This window comes from Neisseria oralis, from assembly GCF_045062685.1.
Lineage (GTDB): Bacteria > Pseudomonadota > Gammaproteobacteria > Burkholderiales > Neisseriaceae > Neisseria > Neisseria oralis.
The window spans coordinates 179,488-197,424 of sequence record NZ_JBJGEB010000002.1 but is presented as its reverse complement, the minus strand read 5'-3'; the positions used below and the strand labels follow the sequence as shown (position 1 = coordinate 197,424).

17 protein-coding genes are annotated in these 17,937 nt (G+C 51.0%); 10 read left to right on the top strand and 7 right to left on the bottom strand.

Features of this window, described 5'->3' with window-relative positions:
* Nucleotides 1–86: 86 nt before the first annotated feature.
* Nucleotides 87–1,853 carry a peptidoglycan DD-metalloendopeptidase family protein gene (locus ACI43T_RS02855; RefSeq protein ID WP_405385544.1) on the bottom strand — a complete coding sequence of 589 codons (1,767 nt, stop codon included), beginning with the start codon at nucleotides 1,851–1,853 and terminating at the stop codon, nucleotides 87–89.
* Between the two features lie 211 nt (nucleotides 1,854–2,064).
* Here ACI43T_RS02855 and ACI43T_RS02850 point away from each other — a divergent pair, with 211 nt between their 5' ends.
* The 3 genes from ACI43T_RS02850 to ruvX are packed head-to-tail and all read left to right on the top strand — an operon-like array spanning nucleotide 2,065 to nucleotide 3,631.
* Nucleotides 2,065–2,619: a CreA family protein gene (locus ACI43T_RS02850; protein ID WP_405385484.1), complete on the top strand. Its 555-nt coding sequence runs from the start codon at nucleotides 2,065–2,067 to the stop codon at nucleotides 2,617–2,619.
* Between the two features lie 9 nt (nucleotides 2,620–2,628).
* Nucleotides 2,629–3,177: a YqgE/AlgH family protein gene (locus tag ACI43T_RS02845; protein ID WP_009173475.1), complete on the top strand. Its 549-nt coding sequence runs from the start codon at nucleotides 2,629–2,631 to the stop codon at nucleotides 3,175–3,177.
* Complete coding sequence (gene ruvX / locus ACI43T_RS02840) at nucleotides 3,170–3,631, top strand: Holliday junction resolvase RuvX (RefSeq protein ID WP_405385483.1); 462 nt, start codon at nucleotides 3,170–3,172, stop codon at nucleotides 3,629–3,631. The genes ACI43T_RS02845 and ruvX overlap by 8 nt, the downstream gene beginning before the upstream one ends.
* Before the next feature lie 66 nt (nucleotides 3,632–3,697).
* Here the strand turns inward: ruvX and ACI43T_RS02835 are convergent, their stop codons facing one another.
* The 5 genes from ACI43T_RS02835 to gatC form a co-directional block, all read right to left on the bottom strand.
* Nucleotides 3,698–4,336 (bottom strand): DedA family protein, encoded by a 639-nt coding sequence (locus ACI43T_RS02835; protein WP_405385482.1) that lies wholly within the window; start codon nucleotides 4,334–4,336, stop codon nucleotides 3,698–3,700.
* 137 nt (nucleotides 4,337–4,473) lie between these two features.
* Complete coding sequence (gatB, locus tag ACI43T_RS02830) at nucleotides 4,474–5,904, bottom strand: Asp-tRNA(Asn)/Glu-tRNA(Gln) amidotransferase subunit GatB (RefSeq protein WP_377080531.1); 1,431 nt, start codon at nucleotides 5,902–5,904, stop codon at nucleotides 4,474–4,476.
* Between the two features lie 100 nt (nucleotides 5,905–6,004).
* Nucleotides 6,005–6,877, bottom strand: coding sequence for a VirK/YbjX family protein (locus ACI43T_RS02825; RefSeq protein WP_377080529.1), 873 nt, complete (start codon nucleotides 6,875–6,877; stop codon nucleotides 6,005–6,007).
* A complete protein-coding gene (gatA, locus tag ACI43T_RS02820; RefSeq protein WP_405385481.1) occupies nucleotides 6,877–8,334 on the bottom strand; it encodes an Asp-tRNA(Asn)/Glu-tRNA(Gln) amidotransferase subunit GatA in 1,458 nt (485 codons plus the stop codon). The genes ACI43T_RS02825 and gatA overlap by 1 nt, the downstream gene beginning before the upstream one ends.
* Before the next feature lie 152 nt (nucleotides 8,335–8,486).
* Nucleotides 8,487–8,777 carry an Asp-tRNA(Asn)/Glu-tRNA(Gln) amidotransferase subunit GatC gene (gatC, locus tag ACI43T_RS02815; protein WP_405385480.1) on the bottom strand — a complete coding sequence of 97 codons (291 nt, stop codon included), beginning with the start codon at nucleotides 8,775–8,777 and terminating at the stop codon, nucleotides 8,487–8,489.
* Between the two features lie 228 nt (nucleotides 8,778–9,005).
* Between gatC and ACI43T_RS02810 the strand changes: the two genes are divergently transcribed.
* The 7 genes from ACI43T_RS02810 (at nucleotide 9,006) to ACI43T_RS02780 (ending at nucleotide 16,814) form a co-directional block, all read left to right on the top strand.
* On the top strand, nucleotides 9,006–10,043 hold the full coding sequence (locus tag ACI43T_RS02810) for a rod shape-determining protein (protein WP_009173482.1): 1,038 nt from the start codon (nucleotides 9,006–9,008) through the stop codon (nucleotides 10,041–10,043).
* A gap of 12 nt (nucleotides 10,044–10,055) precedes the next feature.
* The gene (gene mreC, locus ACI43T_RS02805) at nucleotides 10,056–10,916 is read left to right on the top strand and encodes a rod shape-determining protein MreC (RefSeq protein ID WP_293277921.1); all 861 of its coding nucleotides are present in this window, start codon (nucleotides 10,056–10,058) and stop codon (nucleotides 10,914–10,916) included.
* Nucleotides 10,917–10,920: 4 nt separating this feature from the next.
* Complete coding sequence (mreD, locus tag ACI43T_RS02800) at nucleotides 10,921–11,424, top strand: rod shape-determining protein MreD (RefSeq protein WP_293277920.1); 504 nt, start codon at nucleotides 10,921–10,923, stop codon at nucleotides 11,422–11,424.
* Between the two features lie 5 nt (nucleotides 11,425–11,429).
* Nucleotides 11,430–13,487 carry a penicillin-binding protein 2 gene (gene mrdA, locus ACI43T_RS02795; protein ID WP_405385543.1) on the top strand — a complete coding sequence of 686 codons (2,058 nt, stop codon included), beginning with the start codon at nucleotides 11,430–11,432 and terminating at the stop codon, nucleotides 13,485–13,487.
* 1 nt (nucleotide 13,488) lies between these two features.
* Nucleotides 13,489–14,607, top strand: a complete 1,119-nt coding sequence (rodA, locus tag ACI43T_RS02790) for a rod shape-determining protein RodA (RefSeq protein ID WP_377080520.1) — start codon at nucleotides 13,489–13,491, stop codon at nucleotides 14,605–14,607.
* Between the two features lie 2 nt (nucleotides 14,608–14,609).
* On the top strand, nucleotides 14,610–15,275 hold the full coding sequence (locus ACI43T_RS02785; protein ID WP_009173487.1) for a MarC family protein: 666 nt from the start codon (nucleotides 14,610–14,612) through the stop codon (nucleotides 15,273–15,275).
* A 195-nt stretch (nucleotides 15,276–15,470) separates the two neighbouring features.
* On the top strand, nucleotides 15,471–16,814 hold the full coding sequence (locus ACI43T_RS02780; RefSeq protein WP_405385479.1) for an aldehyde dehydrogenase family protein: 1,344 nt from the start codon (nucleotides 15,471–15,473) through the stop codon (nucleotides 16,812–16,814).
* A gap of 84 nt (nucleotides 16,815–16,898) precedes the next feature.
* Here ACI43T_RS02780 and htpX read toward each other — a convergent pair whose 3' ends face one another.
* Entirely contained in the window at nucleotides 16,899–17,738 is an 840-nt protein-coding gene (gene htpX, locus ACI43T_RS02775; protein WP_009173489.1) for a protease HtpX, read from the bottom strand.
* Nucleotides 17,739–17,937 lie beyond the last annotated feature (199 nt).

The following is a 17,937-nucleotide window of genomic DNA, read 5'->3' as shown; positions in this document are numbered from 1 at the left end:
AATCAAAGTATAACGTTATGCTATCCGATAGATGTGGCTGGCTGTGTGTCCGGCGGGTTTTCAGACGGCATCGGGCCGTCTGAAAATCAGTTTATCCAGGAGAGCGGGTTCATATTCTGACCGTTGTAGCGGATTTCCAAATACAGGCCTTCTTCGCCGCCCGGCAGTACGCCGCTGATGCCTAGGGGCGCACCGGCGTCAATCCGGCTGCCGTCGGCAACGGAAATACTGCCCAGCCCCGAATAGATGCTGACGTAACCTTCGCCGTGGTCGACAACCACGACTTTGCCGTAGCCTTCCAGTTCGGAGGCATAAACGACCGTACCGGCCGCAATGCTGCTGACGGTCGAAGGAACGGCTTGGTAGAACACGCCTTTCCATACTTCGCCGTCGCCGCGGTCATGTCCGAACAGTCCTGCCAATGTGCCTTGAACCGGCTTTTTCAGACGGCCTTGCATACGGCTGAAGCTGTTGGGGTTGGTGGAAATGTAATGGCCCGCGGTAACGGGCGCGCGCAGGTTCATGTCTTCGGCGGTTAGACCGGACGTGGCAGACTGGCTGTCCGTCGATTTTTGCTCGGCCGCCTTGGCTTTGCGCGCTTTATCTGCGGCAGCCAAGCGCGCTTCGGCGGCTTTTTTACGCGCCTCGGCCTCTTTTCTGTGTTGTTCCGCTTTGCGTTTGTTGAGGTTGTCCAATAAGGTGTTCAACCGCTGCTCGCTGTCTTTCCGGTTGAGCAGTTTTCGGGCGTCCTTTGCCATTTGCGCATTCTGGCGGCGGCTTTCGTTTTGCTCGGCGGTGTTGTGCACACCTTGCTTGCGCAATGCGGACTGGACGCCGGCCTGAAGGCGTTTCAGGCGCGTAAGTTCGGCATTGATTTTATTTTCCTGTGCGGCCAATTCCTGCTGCTGTTTCGACAAATCGCGTATGACCTGTTCGTTGGCGGTATTGATGTAGCGGGTATAGCGCAGGAAACGGGTTTTCTGGCCGGGTTCGGCTTTTTTCAGGAACAGGGCAACCGCATTGGGCTGGCTGTTTTTATAGTTCCCCGATACAAAACGGGAAATCTGCGCGCGCATACTGGAAACTTCGGTTTTCAGACGGCCTAAATCGGCATTCAGCTTTTGGAATTTGTCCCAGGCGTCCCGCTGCTGCCGGTTGATGCCCGCAAGGTCGTTACGCGTTTGGCGCAATGTGGCTGCAACGTGGACCAGCAATGCGTCGGCGCGGTTGTGCAATGCCTTTTTGCTTTCCAAATCATTGGCTGCCGCAGTAACGGCGGCGCGCATCTGAGGTGTGCCGTTTTTGCCGATAACGGCATCGGGTTGTTGCTCGTTATTTTCCTGCCGTTCGGCCTGCTTGTCCGATTTCTTTGCGGCTTTTCTGCCTCTGCCGCCTTCATCTTGGTCGGTATCTTGTTTGTGTTTCCGGTCTGCTTTGGCCGTTTCTTTTTTGACGTTGGCCGACGGTTTGTCTTCGTCGGTTTTCTCTTTTCCTTTCAGTGTTTCCTTTCCTTTGCGGCTTTTCGGGTTTTCTTGTTTTTCGGATTTGTCCCGTTTGGTGGTTTTACCGTCTTCTTTGTCCTGCCGTGTGTCGTTTTTCTTATTGTCCGCCTTTCCTTTGCGTGATTGTTTGCCTGCCGGTTCGTCTGCATCCGTTTTTTTGCCGGAGGTTTTTCCGACTGTTTGTTTCGAAGTTTTGTTTCCGCTTGCCTTGGCGGTGTCTTTTTTGCTTTTTATATTTTGTTCTTTGACGGATTGGGCTTTGTTTTCCTTGCTTTTAGCGGCGTTGTGGGCGGCAAATGCGGGAGCGGAAAACGAGATTAACAGGGCGAGTAAGAGGGGTTTGTAACGCATCATGATGTTTTGTGAAAATAATGAATGAAAAGATGGAGGACAATGCGGAATTATACTGTTTGCAGCGGGCGGGTGGCAATTTGTTCGAAAGGCTGCGGCTGGTATGAACGTAGGCTGTTAGGCCGTCTGAAACCTTGCCTGGTCGGCTTGCAATATCTGCGGGGAGCCTCATATAGTATCCGTGTCAAACCAACAATCTTAATCCATCAGAATGAGACATCAATTATTTATAGCGGTTGCCGCCCTGATATTGGCGGCCTGCGGCGGCAGCGATGCAGATAAAATCGGCAGGGCCAGTACGGTATTCAATATGCTGGGTAAAAACGACCGTATCGAAGTGGAAGGTTTTGACGACCCCGATGTTAAGGGAGTGGCCTGTTATATTTCTTACGCGAAAAAGGGCGGTTTGAAGGAAACGGTCAACTTGGAAGAAGATGCCAGCGATGCTTCGGTGTCGTGCGTGCAGACGGCGGACATTATCCGTTATCGCGAAGAGGCGGTAAACAAGCCTAAGGAAGTGTTCAAACGCAGCGCCAGCGTGGCTTTTAAGAGCCAGCAGATTATCCGCTATTACGATGGGAAGCGTAAGGCTTTTGCTTATTTGGTGTATAGCGACAAGATTATCCAAGGTTCGCCGAAAAATTCGTTGAGCGCGGTGTCCTGCTACAACGGCCAAAAGGCGGACGAGCGGGAGATTGCGGGGGTGCCGAACCGGCAGATTTTCGGTTCGTGCGTTGTTGACGTGGCTGCGGCTGCCAAACGGTAAAGAAACGACATGAATTTAGCCAATCATTTTTTAGTTGCGATGCCGGATATGGACGATCCGTTTTTCGACGGCAGCGTGGTCTATATCTGCGAACATAATGAAGACGGCGCTTTGGGGCTGATTATCAACAAACCCTCGCCGGTTACGATGGATTTGATTTTTGCAGCCAGCGACCGCAATATTCCGCTGCGTTTTCAAGACGAAAGCGTGATGATGGGCGGGCCGGTACATGTCGATCGCGGTTATGTGGTGCATACGCCGATCGGCAACTGGCAAAGCAGTATGGCGGTTACGGAAGATGTCGCATTGACGTCTTCGCGCGATATTATCGAAAATCTCGCCGACCCGAAAAAGGTCGCCAAGGCGCTGGTCAGCATCGGTTATTCGAGCTGGGGAAAAGGCCAGTTGGAGCAGGAATTGGCAGATAACGTATGGCTTACCGTGCCTGCCGATGAAGGGATTTTATTCGATGTGCCGTATGAAAACCGTTATAGCGCGGCGTTTGCCAAGCTGGGCATCGAACCTGCTTCTCTGATTTGCGGAGCGGGACATGCTTAAAGCGCCTGCCGGTACGACGTTGGCTTTCGATTTCGGCGAAGTGAGAATCGGTGTGGCGCAAGGTGATGCGGAGGTAGGTTTGTCCCATCCGCTTACCACGGTAACGGGCGGCAGCAACGAGGCCAAATTCGAAGCGGTGGCGAAACTGGTCGACGAATGGCAGCCCGTGCAATTCGTAGTCGGCTTGCCGGTACATGTCGACGGTACGGAGCACGAACTGACCCGACTGAGCCGGAAATTCGGCAGGCGGTTGCAGGGCAGGTTCAAGCGGCCAGTATATTGGGTAGACGAGCGGATGTCGTCGCTATATGCGGAAAGCCTGTTGGCCGAAGCCCAAGTGTTCGGCCGCAAACAAAAAGCCGTGCTTGACCAAGTGGCCGCACAAGCCATTTTGCAGGGTTTTTTTGAAGGTGGGGCGGTCGAATATTTTAATGGCCGCGAAGAAATAGATTGATTTTGGTAAAGAGGCCGTCTGAAAGTAATTTTTCAGACGGCCTCTTTTGTTTGCCAGAATCGCCGGTTATTTTTTTGCCGCATATTTGGCGCGTACTATTTCGATTATGGCCGGCAGGATGGAAATAACGATGATTGCACCCAGAACCAAGCCTAAGTTGTTTTTTACTAAGGGAATATTGGCAAAGAAATAACCCAAATACGAAAATAGCAATACCCATGCCAGCGCGCCGATGATGTTGTAGCGGATAAACCTGCCGTAATGCATGTCGCCCATACCGGCCACGAACGGGGCAAAGGTGCGCACAATCGGAACAAAACGGGCAATGATAATGGTCTTGCCGCCGTGTTTTTCGTAGAACGCATGGGTTTTTTCCAGATAGGCGCGGCGGAATATTTTGGAATCGGGATTGGAAAACAGCTTTGCGCCGAAATATTTGCCAATCATGAAATTGACCGCATCGCCCAAAATAGCGGCAACCAGCAGAATCAGCACCATGATATGAATGTTCATCCCGCCGACAGCGGCAATTCCGCCCGCGGCAAACAATAAAGAGTCTCCGGGCAGGAATGGCGTGGCAACCAAACCCGTTTCACAGAAAATAATCAAAAACAGAATCGCGTAAATCCACATGCCGTATTGTGCGGAAAGTGCGGTAAGGTGCTGATCGATATGGAGGATAAAATCGATAACGGTACCAATCACGGTCGGGTTCCTGAAATGGGTTGAGGTTTCTAAGCCGAACGACGGGTCGGATAAAGGTTCCAAAACGGAATCATGTACAGATACGGAATAACGGGGCCGTCTGAAAAACAGTGATACAGCCGTTTCAGTCTCAAAGTTTAAGCCAATTTCGATTTCATCAATTCTTGGACTTGTTGCGGGTTGGCCTTGCCTTTGCTGGCTTTCATTACTTGGCCGACCAGCGCGTTGAAGGCTTTTTCCTTACCCGATTTGTACTCTTCCACCGATTTGACGTTGTTAGCCAGCACTTCGTCGATGATTTTTTCAATCGCCCCCGTGTCGGTCATCTGTTGCAAGCCGTGTTTTTCAATGATTTCGGCGATGGTTGCTTCGGGCTCCGCCCACATGGCTTCAAAGGCTTTTTTCGCCAATTTGCTGCTTAAAGTGCCGTCGGCGATTTTACCTACCAGCGCGGCGAGGCGTGGGGCGGTAATCGGGCTGCCGGCAAGTTCCATGCCTTCTTTGTTCAGCGTGGCGGCGAGTTCACCGTTCATCCAGTTGGCAACTAGCTTGCCTTGTCCGCTGGCTTTGGCGGCTTCTTCAAAATAGGCAGCCTGCGCGCGGCTGGCGGTGAGCAGGCGCGCGTCGTAGTCGGATACGCCGTAATCCTCCACGAAACGTACCGCCATTTCTTTCGGCAGTTCGGGCATTTCTTCTTTGGCTTTTTGCAACTGGCCGTCTGAAATAATGACGGGCAGCAAATCAGGGTCGGGGAAGTAACGGTAGTCATGCGCGTCTTCTTTCAGGCGCATCACGCGGGTTTCGCCTTTTTCAGGGTCGAACAGCATGGTTGCCTGCTGTACTTTGCCGCCGTCTTCCAAAATCTCGATTTGCGCTTCCACTTCGTAATTAATCGCCTGCTCCAAGAAGCGGAAGGAATTGAGGTTTTTAATCTCGCGGCGCGTGCCGAATTCCGCTTGACCTTTCGGACGCACGGATACGTTGGCATCAACGCGGAACGAACCTTCCGCCATATTGCCGTCGCAGATGTCCAGCCAGGTTACCAAGCTGTGTAAGGCTTTGGCGTAGGCAACGGCTTCGGCGGCGGAGCGCATTTCGGGTTCGGATACCACTTCTAACAACGGCGTGCCGGCACGGTTCAGGTCGATACCAGTTGCGCCGTTCAAGCCTTCATGCACGGATTTGCCCGCATCTTCTTCCATGTGTGCGCGGGTTACGTTGATGGTTTTCACCGCGTCGCCGACCACAATTTCCAATTTGCCGTGTTCGACAATCGGCAGATCTAACTGGCTGATTTGATAGCCTTTGGGTAAGTCGGGATAGAAGTAGTTTTTGCGGTCGAACACGTTTTTCTGGTTGATTTTCGCATCCAAAGCCAAGCCCAATTTGATGGCTTTTTCAACGACTTCGCGGTTCATCACCGGCAGCACGCCCGGCAGCGCGCATTCCACCACACTGGCGTGTGCATTGGGTTCCGCACCGAATGCAGTCGATGCGCCGCTGAAGATTTTGGATTGGGTGTTTAATTGGACGTGGATTTCCAAGCCGATTACTGTTTCCCAAGTCATAAGAGGTTCTTTCTTTTGATGTCAATAATATAAAGTGGTCAGCCGTTTTCAGACGACCTGTTTGTTTTTTAAATGGCAAAGGTCGTCTGAAAACGCAGAATCAAGTCTTCTGAAAGCAAGCCTGCATCTCGGCCGCCATGTTATCCAGCATTTGGTAACGTTTGCGGTACATCGAACGCTTTTTGCTTTCGATTTCTGCCAAGTCTTTTCGCGGCGGGATTTGCGGCAGATGCCAGTAGCCGTCGCTTTCGAGCGTTGCGCCGTTCTCCTGCCAAAACAGGTCGTAATTCATTTTGACCCGTTTCTTCAGCCGCCAGCGCAGTTTGACCTGATGCTCTTGGGCAATGCCGATAACGCCGCCCAAATTGAGCGATGTCGAAAAATATTGCAGGGCGGTTACCATCAGTTGCTGCGGGCGCAGACCGTGGAGTTGTTTGGTCAGGCTGCGTACAAGGTCTTTAGCTTCTTCCCCTGCGGGGCCTTGGATGGAAGCGGCCAGCAATCTGCCGTCAACTAGGGCGAAGGTAGCCATGTAGAGACGTTTTCCTTCGCTATCGCGCAAGGATAGCGACCACATTCCTTCATCCACGCAATTATCGTTCCGGTTCAGCCATAAAGTCAGGCCGTCTGAAAGATGCGCCAGAACGACATGGAATTTGCGCGTCGTCATATTGACGAGCGTTTCCTGCCCGAACAGTTTTTCGGCTGTTAGCAGGTCTTCTTTCATGACTTGCAGCCTGCGCCGTCTGTTGAAGCGTTGGTCGACAAAGGCGTGTATCAACGGATAGGCATCTTGCGGCCGCCTTTGGAAAAAAGTACGGCGCGGCGCGGAGGCGTTGACAAATTTTTCAAAATCTTTGACTTGTCGCCGTGTAAACAATTTGCGTAAGGAGAATTTCAAATGCTGGATTTGAAATTTCGGCGCATCCTTATATACGGTTTCGAAATCGGGAAAAACAAACTGCTCCGGCATTATGCTTTTCCATCAGGGGTTTGGGTGTGCCAATCGCTCGCCAACTGTACTTGATGCGCCGCGCCGAGGATTTTAGCTTCGGAGAAGTGGTTGCCGATAAATTGTACGCCGATGGGCAGTCCGCTGTTGCTGAAACCTGCGGGCAGGGTCAGGGCGGGCAATCCGGCCAGATTCACGGCGATGGTGTAGATGTCGGAAAGGTACATCTGCACGGGATCGTGGATGTCGCTGCCGAGTTTCGGGGCGGCGGTGGGCGCAGTCGGAGCAAGGATGAAGTCGCATTGCGCGAAGGCCGTCTGAAAATCGTTGGCAACGAGGCGGCGCAGTTTTTGAGCTTTCAAGTAATAGGCATCGTAGTAGCCGTGCGACAACACATAAGTACCGATCATGATGCGGCGTTTGACTTCGCTGCCGAAGCCTTCGGCGCGGGTGTTGCTGTACATTTCTTCAAGGTCGTTGAATTTTGCGGCACGGTGACCGTAACGCACGCCGTCGTAGCGGGAAAGGTTGGTGCTGGCTTCGGCGGAAGCGAGGACGTAGTAAGCGGGAATGGATAGGGCGGTTTGCGGCAGGGAAACTTCAATGGTTTCCGCACCTTGTGCTTTTAAAAGGTTGATGACGCTTTGCAAAGCAGCCTGCACATCGACATCCGCGCCTTCGCCGAAATATTCATTGGGCAGGCCGATTTTCATGCCTTTGAGCGGTTTGTCCAAATCGCGGGTGTAGTCTTCTTTGCTGCGTTCCAAGCTGGTGGAATCGCGCTCGTCAAAGCTCGCCATCGCATTGAGCAAAATCGCGCAGTCTTCGGCGGTTTGCGCCATCGGACCGGCTTGGTCGAAACTGGAGGCGTAGGCGACCATGCCGAAGCGGGAAACCGTGCCGTAGGTAGGTTTGATGCCGGTGATGCCACAGTGTGATGCGGGCTGGCGGATGGAGCCGCCGGTATCCGAACCGAGCGCGGCAGGAGCAAGGCGTGCGGCAACGACGGCTGCGGAACCGCCAGATGAACCGCCGGGAACGTGTTCGGGATTCCACGGGTTTTTAGTCGCGCCGTAGAACGAGGTTTCATTGGTTGAGCCCATGGCGAACTCGTCCATATTGGTACGGCCGAGCGTTACCATGCCTTCGTCGAGCAGGTTTTGAACGACGGTGGCAGTGTAGGGCGAAACGAAGTTGTCCAGCATTTTGGAACCGCACGCGCTGCGCCAGCCTGTTTGGCAGAAAATGTCTTTGTAGGCGATGGGTACGCCAGTGAGTGCAGTAGCATTACCTTGCGCGATACGTGCGTCGGCGGCACGGGCTTCGGCGAGGGTTTTGTCTTGGTCGAGGGTGATGTAGCCGTTGATAGCCGGGTTCTGCGCAGCAATGGCGGCGAGGTATTCGGTTACCAGTTCGACGGCGGAGATTTGTTTGGATTGGAGTAGTTGACTGGCTTGGGTGAGGGTATATCGGGTCATAAATTATTCTTCCGGAAGGGCTTTTCAGACGGCCTCAAATATTTATTGTTTGGATTTCAAACACGTAGAATGCTTCAAACAATCGGTTTGACAGATGGAGATTGAAGTATGCTTTCAGACGGCCTTGATTAGGATAAAGGCCGTCTGAAAAATTATTCTTCGATTACTTGTGGCACGATATATAGGCGGTTGCGCACTTCGGGGGCGACGGACTGATATTCGGCGGCACGGTCGGTTTCGGTGATTTTGTCTTCGCGCAGGCGCAGGGCAGCTTCATGCGGGTGCGCCATCGGTTCGATGCCGTCGGTGTTTACACTCTGCATTTTTTCGACCATGGCGAAGATGTCGTTTAGCTCTTGCAATGTCTGTGCTTTTTCGCCGTCGTTAAGGTACAGGCGGGACAAGCGAGCGATTTTTTCCACGTCATTTAGTGTTAAAGCCATAAAAAATCCTTGTCTGAATAGTAAATCCGACCTTAATAAGGTATGATTGTGTCCGTCTTCGCGGAAATGAAGAATTATAACTGAAAACCGATATGGCGGCATGGCGTTTTTGGAAAGGGTCTCCGTTTGTACCTTATAGGAACCGTCTGAAAATATCTATGCCGATATGTTTTGACAATAGGGTACTATCGCACGTTTGGGTTTTTACCCGCGCATTCAGGTATTTTCATGTTTCAATTTATTTCACGTTACTTTTCCAATGATATCGCTATTGATTTGGGTACCGCCAATACCTTGATTTATCTTAGGGATAAGGGGATTGTGTTGGACGAACCGTCCGTCGTAGCCATACAGAATACCTCCGGAGGCAGGGATGCTATCGTTGCAGTGGGTACGGAGGCAAAAAAAATGCAGGGGCGCGCCCCGCGCAACATCCATATCGTGCGCCCGATGAAAGACGGTGTGATTGCGGACTTTGATATTACTGAAAGAATGCTTGGTCTGCTCATTAAGAAAGCAGTAGGCGGAAGAATGGTTGTACCTCCGCGCGTGGTTATATGTGTGCCGGGCGGCTCCACCCAAGTAGAGCGCAAAGCCATCCGCGATTCTGCTTTCGCAGCCGGTGCGGCAAGTGTTTATTTAATTGAAGAGCCGATGGCTGCCGCTTTAGGTGCAGGGCTGCCCATTGAAGATGCCGCCGGTTCGATGGTAGTGGATATCGGCGGTGGTACGACCGAAATCGGTATTTTGTCGTTGAACGGTTTGGCATATTCCGATTCCGTCCGTGTTGGCGGAGATACTTTTGACGAAGCTATCGTGCATCATCTGCGCCGTAACCGCGGAGTGATTATCGGAGAAACTACGGCGGAAGAAGTTAAGAAGAAAATCGGTACGGTGTTCGGAAACGATAAAACAACGGCCATCACGGTTAAAGGACGCAGCCTTGCGGAAGGTACGCCGAAATCAATGGCAGTAACTTCAGATGAAGTGCGCGAGGCATTAAGCGAACCACTGAATCAGATTGTACGTTCCGTCAGACTGGCATTGGAACTCGCTCCGCCTGAACTGGCGGGCGATATTGCCGATCGCGGGTTGGTTTTGACCGGCGGTGGTGCTTTGCTCAAGGGTATGGATTTGCTGTTGGCAGATGCTACCGGACTACCGGTCGGTATTGCGGGAGAGCCTTTGAACTGTGTTGCATACGGAGCAGGTAAGGCTTTGGATTATATAGGGACTTTAAATGCAGTGTTCGTTGAAAACATGTAAGGCGGAAAGGTGATGGGACAGCCGTCTTGGCGTTTTGCCGGAAACGAAAGAAACAGTGGCAAGCTTTTTTTCAGGTTTGTCGGTTATGCCGCGCTTAGCGTGGCATTAATGATTTTGGACAGCCGTTTGGCGGCCGTACAGTATATTAGGCAGGCAGCTTCGGTAGTGCTTTATCCGATGCAGTGGTTTTCCAACCAACCGGTGCGACTGTACCAATATATAGGCACCCTGGCCCAATCCCAGAGCGGGCTTATCGAGCAAAACAGATTGCTGTTGGAAGAAAATGGCCGTCTGAAAACCCGTTTGCAACGAGACGAAGTCAATTTGAGCGAGTTGAACGAATTAAGAAAACTTTACCGTTTGCAGCAGGCGGGAATTAATGATGTTACCGGTGCCGAAGTTATTTCGAGCGGAAAAGATCCGTTATCGGATAAGTTGATTATCAATAAAGGCAGCTTGGATGGTTTGAAGGCGGGAGATGCTGTTATTGACCAAAATGGACTGGTAGGGCAACTTACCCAAGCACTGCCGTACAGTTCCGAAGTAACGCTGCTCTATAGCAGTCAGAGCATTGTACCTGTCATGGTGGCCCGCACAGGTGAACGCAACCTGCTTTACGGCGGTGGCAATAAACTTGATTTACGCTATTTTCCCTCTGCATCTGATTTGAAGGCGAAGGATATTTTGCTGACTTCCGGTTTGGACAGCGTATATCCGGCCGGTATTCCGGTTGCGACGGTTGATACCATAGAGCGATCTTCGGGTTCGCCGTACTATACCGCTTCACTTTCTCCGTTTGCCGCTTTACGTGGTAGCCGCTTCGTGCTGGTTGTTTCTCAGCCGAAATCCCAGACAACTAAACCTCAGCAATAAATCTATGAGTGATTTTGAAGATTCATATCGGGAAATTCCGTTGCGCATCGTCATAGGTAGTTTCCTTATGGCAATACTGCTTGATTTTATGCCGTTTCCTTTCGATGTATTTTTCTGGTTGCCGGAACTTACAGCATTGGCCTTACTTTATTGGGTTATGTATTTACCTAATCGAATTGGCATGGGGACGGCATTTCTTATCGGTCTTTTAGTTGATGTCGGTACGGCTGCGTCTTTGGGGTTGCACGCTTTATCTTATACCGTGATGGTTTTTTTCGTTTTGCGTTATCACCGTCAAATCATGCTATATGGCCATGTTATGCAGATTCTCGTAGTACTGGCGTTGTTGTTATGTAATCAGACGGTATTGGTGGTGGCGCGTCTTTTTCTCAATCGTCAAATCATTACGTTACAAAGTTTTATTGCTCCGATTGTCGGAGCGTTGCTTTGGCCTCTGTTCAGCCAGTTGATACAGATGATAGTCAATCTCCGCAGAATCCGTCGGTAATGCCAATGAATAAGATTAAATCTGACCGACCCGCCAAACAGATTGATAAGCAGGAAGCGGCTTTAAGGGTGAAACGCGATTTCAGGTTACGGCTGATTGTCGCTTTCGCCCTGATTCTGTTTTTTTTCAGTCTGTTGTTTGCCCGGTTTGTTTATTTGCAGATACTGCATCGCAATGAGTTTTCGGGGCAGGCGTCCAGTAATCGTATTACGCTTATCCCTACGCCTCCGGCTCGTGGGGATATTGTAGATGTAAACGGCGTGTCGTTGGCTAGAAACTATCCTGCTTTTTCGTTGGAAGTCATTCCGAGCAAGATTGAAGGTAGGATGGAGGATTTGATTCAGGCATTGGGTGCGTATGTGGAAATCAGTAAAACTGATTTGAAACGTTTTGAGAAATTTCGTGTTGCTTACCGCAAATTTGAAAATATCCCTTTGAAACTAAGGCTGACCGATGCAGAAGCTGCAAAATTATCAGTACATCTGCATGAATTTAAAGGTGTGGAAATCAATTCGCGCACTTTCCGCGAATACCCTTATGGGAAATTAGCTTCACATTTCCTAGGCTATATCGGCCGCATCAGTGACCGAGATCAAGAGCAGTTGGATGCAAATAACCTGACCGCACTTTATCGCGGCAGTACCCATATCGGTAAGTCGGGTTTAGAAGCATATTATGAGAACCAGTTGCACGGCGTGCCCGGTTATCAGGAGGTGGAAAAAGATGCTTACGGTAATGTCGTACGTGTATTGAAAAACGTTCCTTCGAAAATGGGGCAAACTTTGCGTCTTACGCTGGACATCCGTATGCAGTTGGAAGCAGACCGCCTGTTGGAAGGTCGGCGTGGTGCATTGATTGCCATCAATCCGCAAAACGGTGATGTCTTGGCATTCGTTTCCAAGCCTTCGTTCGATCCGAACCTGTTTATTGACGGTATCGACGGAGATACATGGAAGGCATTGAACGAAGACTGGCAGCGACCGTTGATTAACCGTGTAACGCAAGGGCTTTATCCGCCAGGTTCTACGTTTAAGCCGTTTATGGGTATGGCTTTGTTGGAAAGTGGAAAAATTACGCAAAATACAGTCATTCCTGCTCCGGGGGCATGGAGCATTCCGGGTAGCCGCCATGTCTTCCGGGATTCGGTGCGCAGGGGCCACGGTTCAGCAAATTTGAGCAAGGCTATTCAGGTTTCGTCAGATACGTTTTTCTACCGTTTAGGTTACGAAATGGGCATAGACAAAGCCAGTCCCAAATTGGCTGAATTCGGTTTCGGTTCTATAACCGGCATAGACCTGCCGAACGAGTATCGCGGCGTATTACCGAGTAGGGAATGGAAAGCTAAACGGTTTGCCAAATCCAAAAATAAGGCGGCAAGGGAATGGATGCCGGGGGAGATGGTTTCTGTCAGTATCGGACAGGGCTACAACGCCTATACCCCCCTGCAAATGGCTCATGCCACTGCATCATTGGCCAATGACGGCGTGGTTTATCAGCCGCATCTTGCTAAAGAACTGTTGAATTACGGCAGCAGAGAAATCACTAGAATCAATCCGAATCCGGCGAAGACCATACCTTTTAAAAAAGATAATTTCGAGTACGTCAAGCGCGCTATGGAGAAAGTGCTGCAACCGGGCGGAACCGCACACCGTATCGGCGGAGGATTGGCATACAGCATGGGAGGGAAAACCGGTACGGCGCAGGTGGTACAGATTAAACAGGGACGCAGTTATAATGCTGCCGCTCTTGCCGAACGCCACCGCGACCATGCTTGGTTCATTTCGTTCGCTCCATTGGAAAAACCGGAAATTGCCATTGCCGTACTTCTGGAGAACGGAGGTTGGGGAGCCAGTGCCGCTCCGCTGGCACGTAGTCTGACGGATTTTTATATGCTCAACCTGAAGCAGGGTATACAGCCTCCTGCGGAAAATATTTCCGGCGGCAGGCATTCCGAAAGAAGTATGACGGCTCCAACGGTTTTTCAGACGGCCTATGGCATCAATACCAATGCTAATGCTGATGCGGAAAGCACGGCGGCGGCAAGTGCGGTACAAGGGGAATGAAGTGAATGAAATAGTCAAGGTTTTAGGCAAAATCAAGCGGGAACTTTGGTCGCCTATCGATTCATGGCTGTTTTTCGCCATGTTGCTGATTTACGTTATGAGCCTTTTCCTGCTTTATTCTGCCGACGGGCAGGAATTCGGCCAACTTGAAAACAAAACCCTGCATACGGTTTTATCGTTTATGCTGCTTTGGGTTATCGCCCGTATCCGCCCGCAGGCAATAGCAAAATTTGCACCGCCGTTTTATATATTGGGTGTGGTGCTGTTGATAGGTGTGGAAGTGGCGGGGGTTACTGTAAACGGCTCCACACGTTGGCTGAATCTTGGATTTACGCGCATTCAGCCGTCCGAAATTATGAAAATCGCGTTGCCGGTTATGTTGGCATGGTATTTTCAGCGTTATGAGGACAGTCTCAACTGGAAGCATTATTTCGCCGCACTGTTGATAGTGATGATTCCGGTCGCCTTAATTTTGAAACAACCCGATTTGGGGACTGCAACACTGATTATGGCTTCGGGACTCCTGGTCGTCTTCTTTGCAGGTTTGCCGTGGAAAGCCATATTGGTTGCCGTAATCGGGTTTATCGGTATGTTGCCTCTGCTATGGAATTTCGGTATGCATGATTATCAGCGTACCCGTGTTCTGACGTTGCTTGATCCGACGCAAGACCCGCTTGGTGCAGGCTACCACATTATCCAGTCGATGATTGCCATCGGCTCGGGGGGTATTTGGGGCAAGGGCTGGCTTAACGGTACGCAAACCCATCTCGACTATATTCCGGAAGCAACGACCGACTTTATTTTTGCCGTGTTCGGAGAAGAATTCGGGCTTATCGGTAATGTATTGCTGCTTTTGGTTTATTTGATTATCTTGGCGCGCGGGCTGATTATCGCCGCACGGGCGGAAACATTGTATAGCCGCGCTTTGGCAAGTGCGCTAACCATGACGTTTTTCTGTTACGCGTTCGTAAACATGGGGATGGTCAGCGGTATCCTGCCTGTCGTCGGCGTACCGCTGCCTCTGGTCAGCTATGGTGGTACGGCAACACTCTCCATCATGATGATATTGGCTCTTTTGATGAGCATAGGCAACGAAAACAGATTTAAAGGGAAAGAGTAAGTATGGGTTTGGGTGTTGAGATTTCAAAGCTGATACTGGCTTTTATGGTGTTGATTAATCCTTTCGGCGCTTTATCCATCTATCTTGATTTGACGCGCAACCATAATACGAAGGAACGGCGTAAAATCACTTCGGTTGCTGCACTGACTGTTTTCATCGTCATTACTGTTTTTGCACTGACCGGTGGCTTTTTGCTGAAACTTCTGGGCATTAGCGTTGGTTCGTTCCAAGTGGGCGGCGGTATTTTGGTTTTGTTGATTGCCATTTCCATGATGAACGGCAACAGTAATCCGGCAAAACCCGATTTAGGCACTTCGGAAGAAGCGGAAATCACCATACAGCAACCTAAAAATGACCAAAATATCAACGCTATCGCCGTAGTGCCGATTGCTATTCCGATGATGGTTGGTCCGGGCGGTATTTCTACCGTGATTATTTATGCCTCGGCAGCCAAAAATTATTGGGACATTATTTCCATTATTGCGGCGGGCCTGCTCATCAGCCTGATTTGTTATGCCGTACTGATGGCATCTTCCCGTATCAGCCGCTTTTTAGGCGATACCGGTCTGACGATACTCAACCGCATTATGGGTATGCTGCTGGCCGCCGTGTCGGTGGAAATTATCGTGGCGGGACTAAAAGCGATTTTCCCGCAGCTTATTTCATAATGTTTCCATTTTATAAAGGAAATCGGCGTTAAACATGCAAAGTGAAGCAACCCCTTAATGCTTGTATCCTAATCCGGCACATTTTGGGAGGCCGTCTGAAAACAGTGTTCACTACAATGCACTACATTTTCAGACGGCCTCATCATATAATACGTTTTTCCAATAACAACGATAAGCAAAACAAAGGAGCCGATTTTGTTTCTCAGTCACAATCCAGCCGACGGTTCGGAACTCTGCCGCCGCGAAGCCGAGTCATGGCAGTCGTTTCTGCAAAAACTGCACTGTCTCAGAATCGAACAACAATCGTTTTCTACATTACCCGTTACCGCACGCACGGCATTATTGAGCGATTTTGCCGCCCGTTTGGAAGCAAATCAGGACAAGTTGGCGCGAATGATGTGTGAGGAAGTCGGTCGCTGTCTGCGCGAGTGCAGGGCTGAGTTGAATAAATCGGTCGAACTCATCCGCTACTATGCCCGTCTTGCCCCTGAACTGCTGGCACATAAAACCATTGCCACTCAGGCAAGCCTTAGCCAAGTCCGCTTCGAACCGTTGGGCGTGGTTTTGGCTGTGATGCCGTGGAACTATCCCGTCTGGCAGGTTTTACGTTTTGCCGTTCCTGCGTTGTGCGCGGGTAATGCCTGTGCGGTTAAACCTGCTCCCAGCGTCTCCCGCGTAACGGCCGCATTGTTCGACATCATCGGCAGCGGGCTGCCTGTCATTCCCGCTTGGCTGGATGAACTCGATACGCTGAAGGCTATTGAGCATACCGACGCGATGGCATTCACCGGCTCGACCTTTACCGGCCGCCTTTTGGCTGCACATGCCGGAGCCCATCTGAAAAAAAGCGTATTGGAGTTGGGCGGCAGCAACGCTTTTATCGTCATGCCGGACGCCGATCTCGCCCAAGCGGCGAAAGAGGCCTGTTATTCGCGTTTCCGTGACGCGGGCCAATCCTGCAATGCAGCCAAACGAATTATCGTAACCCAAGCCGTTGCCGAAAAATTTATCCCGCTTTTCCTTGCAGAGTGCGCCAAACTGAAAACCGGTAATCCGTTGGATGCGGACACGACGCTGGCTCCGCTGCACCGCGCCGATTTGCGCTTGAGGGTGCACGAACAAGTGGAAGATGCATTGGATAACGGTGCGGAATGCTTACTCGGCGGCACTGTTCCCGATGGTGGCGGCTGGTTTTATCCCGCCACGGTATTGGATCATGTCAATCCGAATTGCCGCGTATACCGTGAAGAAGTATTCGGTCCGGTTGCCATGTTGTTGCGGGCGAAAGGTGCAACACATGCTGTCGAACTGGCCAACGATTCGCCTTTTGGTTTGGGGGCTTGCATCTATACCGCGGACACTGCAAAAGCATGGCGCTTCGCTGAAAAAATCCATGCGGGTTCGGTATTCATCAACCGTCATACCAGCAGCGATCTGCGTCTGCCTTTCGGCGGGGTGAAAGATTCGGGCTACGGTAGGGAATTATCCGAATTCGGCCTGTATGAGTTCGTTAACGTGAAGACTTATTGGCAGAAGTAGCCAAAAGGCCGTCTGAAAACAAAAAGGCTGCCGGAGGATTATTCCGGCAGCTTTTCGTATGGGTAATAGAACCCGCGGAACAGACTAAAGGGCCTTCAAACGGGCGATGCGGTTATCCAACGAGGGGTGCGTACTCAACAGCGAATCGCGGGTGTCGCTGGCGATACCCATTGCATTCATTTCCTGCGGCAAGTCGCTGGGGCTGCCTTTCAGCCGTTGAAGTGCGGCAATCATTTTCGGCGCTCCGACCAGTTTGGCTGCTCCCGCGTCGGCACGGTATTCACGCTGGCGGCTGAACCACATCACGATAATGCTGGCGAGGAAACCGAAAACAACTTGCAGCACCATGCTGACCAAAAAATAGGTTCCTTGTGAAGAGCTGCCGTCGTTACTGCGGGCAATCATGCTGGAAACGATACGGGCAAGGAAGACGACGAAAGTGTTGACCACCCCCTGAATCAGGGTCAACGTAACCATATCGCCGTTGCCGACGTGCGCCATTTCATGAGCGAGGACGGCTTCGACTTCGTCCCTGCGCATATGGTCGAGCAGGCCGGTGCTGACGGCGATAAGGGAGTTGTTCTTGCTCGCACCGGTGGCAAAGGCGTTGGGTTCGGGAGAATGGTAGATGGCTACTTCGGGCGTTTTCAGGTTCCATTGGTAGGCCTGTGCGGCTACGGTTTCCAGCAGCCACGCTTCCTCTTCGTTGCGCGGCGTAGTGATGACTTCGGCGCCTACGGAATTTTTGGCGACGGTTTTCGACATCAGCAGCGAAATAATCGAGCCGCTGAAACCGACTACGGCGGAATAAACCAGGAGGCTGCCGACTTGGTCGGTGCCGTTGATGCCGAGGACGGCCAAGATGATGCGGACGACGACCAATACGGCGATATTGGTAGCAAGAAACAGAAAAATGCGTTTCACCGTTGTTTCCTTTTGGTATGCGGTTTGTATTTATCTTCTCCGCCAAGGTAGAAAACTCCCCTGACGAATAGGGGGTATTGTCGCAAAAAGGCTGTAAACTGGAAATACAGGCTTTGAAAAGGTATGCAAAACTGAATAGCCTAATATGCGATAATTAATAAATTATTATTTTAATCAAAGGATTGTGTTTATATCGGAC

What these genes read in the sequence shown, in the direction of transcription:
- gatC (WP_405385480.1), bottom strand. Translation starts at nt 8,777, where the DNA reads ATGGCTTTAACACTAAATGACGTGGAAAAAATCGCTCGCTTGTCCCGC.
- mreC (WP_293277921.1), top strand. Translation starts at nt 10,056, where the DNA reads ATGGGACAGCCGTCTTGGCGTTTTGCCGGAAACGAAAGAAACAGTGGC.
- ruvX (WP_405385483.1), top strand. Translation starts at nt 3,170, where the DNA reads ATGCTTAAAGCGCCTGCCGGTACGACGTTGGCTTTCGATTTCGGCGAA.
- ACI43T_RS02785 (WP_009173487.1), top strand. Translation starts at nt 14,610, where the DNA reads ATGGGTTTGGGTGTTGAGATTTCAAAGCTGATACTGGCTTTTATGGTG.
- ACI43T_RS02845 (WP_009173475.1), top strand. Translation starts at nt 2,629, where the DNA reads ATGAATTTAGCCAATCATTTTTTAGTTGCGATGCCGGATATGGACGAT.
- ACI43T_RS02855 (WP_405385544.1), bottom strand. Translation starts at nt 1,853, where the DNA reads ATGCGTTACAAACCCCTCTTACTCGCCCTGTTAATCTCGTTTTCCGCT.
- ACI43T_RS02825 (WP_377080529.1), bottom strand. Translation starts at nt 6,877, where the DNA reads ATGCCGGAGCAGTTTGTTTTTCCCGATTTCGAAACCGTATATAAGGAT.
- ACI43T_RS02850 (WP_405385484.1), top strand. Translation starts at nt 2,065, where the DNA reads ATGAGACATCAATTATTTATAGCGGTTGCCGCCCTGATATTGGCGGCC.
- gatA (WP_405385481.1), bottom strand. Translation starts at nt 8,334, where the DNA reads ATGACCCGATATACCCTCACCCAAGCCAGTCAACTACTCCAATCCAAA.
- mreD (WP_293277920.1), top strand. Translation starts at nt 10,921, where the DNA reads ATGAGTGATTTTGAAGATTCATATCGGGAAATTCCGTTGCGCATCGTC.
- ACI43T_RS02810 (WP_009173482.1), top strand. Translation starts at nt 9,006, where the DNA reads ATGTTTCAATTTATTTCACGTTACTTTTCCAATGATATCGCTATTGAT.
- gatB (WP_377080531.1), bottom strand. Translation starts at nt 5,904, where the DNA reads ATGACTTGGGAAACAGTAATCGGCTTGGAAATCCACGTCCAATTAAAC.
- mrdA (WP_405385543.1), top strand. Translation starts at nt 11,430, where the DNA reads ATGAATAAGATTAAATCTGACCGACCCGCCAAACAGATTGATAAGCAG.